This is a genomic window from Pedobacter sp., from assembly GCF_035317785.1.
GTDB lineage: Bacteria > Bacteroidota > Bacteroidia > Sphingobacteriales > Sphingobacteriaceae > Pedobacter.
The window spans coordinates 1-2971 of sequence record NZ_DATHGC010000342.1 but is presented as its reverse complement, the minus strand read 5'-3'; the positions used below and the strand labels follow the sequence as shown (position 1 = coordinate 2971).

Sequence of the window (2971 nt, the reverse complement as noted above, 5' to 3'; positions counted from 1 at the left end):
AGTGCATGTTTAACGGTTACGGAACGCCGAGAGAATGGCGGGATAAACTGTTGATCTAAAAAACTCATAGTTCGTCGAATGGGTACTATAAATTTAGATAAAAAGAATTGAGCTGTTGATAAAAAAGCAGGTTATCATGCTGTCGTTCGTCTAAAATATGCGGCTTACCTCTACTAAATTCCCGACATTGGCTTAATTGCCCGTCCTTTGACTCATAATTTCTGACCTTTGACTCATAATTTCTGATTTAATAATCCTGAAGCCATGAAAAATTATTTCATTATATGTTTCGTTTTAATGATCGCCACTGCTTGTGACTCAATGGCGCAGCAAAAGAAAGTGGGCGGTCCCTGCGAGGGTTGCGAGGCCATTTATGAAAGCCCCGTTCCTTTTGAACAAATCAAATCGTTTACGGCACTCCCTGATGTCAGCTGGGATGGTAAGAAGCCAATGGGGATCAATGGTACTGTTTACAAGGCAGACGGCAAAACCCCGGCGCCTGATGTGGTACTCTACCTCTATCACACTGATGCCACCGGTCATTACCCGAAAAAGGGAAATGAAACCGGATGGGCAAAAAGGCATGGCTACCTGCGCGGCTGGGTACGCACAGATGCCAATGGCTTTTATAAATTTGGTTGTCTGCGTCCTGCACCCTATCCGGGTGGCACAGAGCCGGCACACATACATGTCACGGTAAAGGAACCGGGTATTAATGAATATTACATTGATGAATTTCTCTTTTCCGATGATCCATTGCTTACGGAGGCTAAGAAAAAGAAACTGGAAAACCGGGGCGGCAGCGGTATCGTCAAGATCGTTGATGTAGGAAATATGTACAAAGGAGAACGTAACATTTACCTGGGAAGGAACATCCCTGATTATCCCGCAGCCAAATAACCGGGCTACGAAACCCATTAGAAGAAAAGTTTAATAAATTAACAAAGCAATGTATCAGAAGACCTGTTTCTTTATGATCCTGGCCAGCCTTTGGCTTTGTTCTGTCCATGCGCAACGTCCTGACAGCCTTAAAACTGATTCGCTCAGGAGGCGGGCGCTTCATGTTCGTGAGGATTCAGTCCAAACAGATTCCGGCAGCCTCGACACCGCCAAGAAAAAGAAGCCTATCAAGCTGAAAACTATCACCATCCGCGGTCAAAAATCTTTGATCGAACAGCGTGTGGACGGTATAGTTTTCAATGTGGAAAGTCTGCCTGCTATTGCTGGTTCTGATGCATCGGATGTGCTCAGAAAAGTTCCTATGGTTAGTGTGGACGCAAATGGCGGGCTTTCCATCCGCGGGAGCTCAAATATTAAAGTGCTGATTGACGGGAAACCTTCCGATATCTATGCTTCCTCTATAGCTGACGCGCTAAGGGCCATCAGGGGAGAAAATATAGTCAGGGTCGAGGTGATCACCAATCCTTCCTCCCGTTATGATGCCGAAGGGGCAGATGCGGTGATCAACATCATTACCCGGAAAATAAGAGATGATGCCACCAATGGAAATGTAAGCGGTGTAGCAGGCAACCGGTCTGAAAGTATTATGGGCGATGTACACAGCAAAAGAGGCAGTTTTCTGATTAATGGGGATGCTTTTTATCAGAAGTACTGGAACAGGAACGGCTCTGTGCTGAGACGCCGCGCAGACCAATTGACGCTAATACAGCGCAACGAGACCAAACAGTCGGGTGATTACTTCTTTGGCGGGGCAAGCCTGCTTTATAGCCTGGATTCACTAAACACTTTTGATATCGGTTACCGTGCCAGGCGGTCACCTAATTCAACAACAAGCGTAGCCGGCAACTACAGGGAAATACAGGGAACACAGGAATACCTGTTTCAGCGCAATATGGAAAGTCCGGTCAAAAACAATGGCAACTCTTATAATATTGGCTTTAACGGCATGTCAGCGGATAAAAAAAACGAGTATTCAATCCTGGGAATGTATGCGCCGTTTAAAGGTATCAGTGATTATACTTTAGAGCAGAACGGGCAGCGCTTGTACAGGGAGAACTTTTTTAGTACCACAACTTATGATGATTTTGTGATCCAGGCAGACTATACGCGGTCCTTTACCGATAAGATGAAACTGGAGGCGGGTGCCAAGTTTCTGGCTAAAAATGCGAAGAGCGAAAGTTTGTTTGATATTTATGATTTTGAAAGCGGCAGCTTCCAGCGCGACGCCCTGCGCTCCAATGATTTTACCTACCAGAACAGAATCTATGCTGCTTATGCCAATACCACTCTGAAAATTGGTAAATGGGGATTGAGCGGAGGATTGAGGTATGAGAAAACGGAACTCGGTGCAGTTTTCAAAAAACAGAGTGTCAATATCCCTTCTTTTGATAACCTGGTGCCGCAGCTACTGCTCAACAGGATGATAAATGATAAAACGAGTATTAAGCTGAGTTATGCGATGAAACTGGTACGTCCATATATCTCCTACCTGAACCCTACTGTTAATACCAGCGATTCACTGACTTTGCAGTATGGCAACCCGGAGCTGGAGCCCGAACTGACGAACCGTTACCAACTGAGCTATTCGGTCAACGGCGCTAAATTGTTCAGGGATTTTGTACTGTTCTTCAATGACAACCGGAATACCATTGAAAACATCCGCCGCCCACTAGGTAACGGCATCTTTGAAAGCACCTGGAGGAATGTGGGTAAGAACCAGCGACTGGGCATGTCAGCTACGTTTAACTGGAAACCTTCTTCTGCATTTTCCCTGGGTACCGGACTGACCGCGCAATATGTGTGGCTGGAAAGTGGTACGCTTGGTATCAGTAATAAAGGTTTGATGAGACAGCTGACCTTAAACGGCAGCTACAAGCTTCCAAAGGGTTTTAGTGTTGACTTCTATGGGTTCTTTGGTGCAAAAAACCTGCAGTTGCAGGGTTACCGCTCCGGCTGGAAGTTTTACAACATGACGATCAGCAAGAAATCAAAAGATGAGCGCCTGAACCTG

The 2971-nt window shown here is 45.8% G+C and carries 2 protein-coding genes; both read left to right on the top strand.

Going from position 1 to position 2971, the window contains the following annotated elements; all coding sequences use genetic code 11:
* The first annotated feature begins 264 nt into the window (after positions 1 to 264).
* Positions 265 to 900 carry an intradiol ring-cleavage dioxygenase gene (locus tag VK541_RS21630; protein ID WP_324372592.1) on the top strand — a complete coding sequence of 212 codons (636 nt, stop codon included), beginning with the start codon at positions 265 to 267 and terminating at the stop codon, positions 898 to 900.
* A gap of 49 nt (positions 901 to 949) precedes the next feature.
* Positions 950 to 2971: TonB-dependent receptor domain-containing protein (locus tag VK541_RS21625; RefSeq protein WP_324372590.1), on the top strand; the 2022-nt coding region annotated here is incomplete at its 3' end.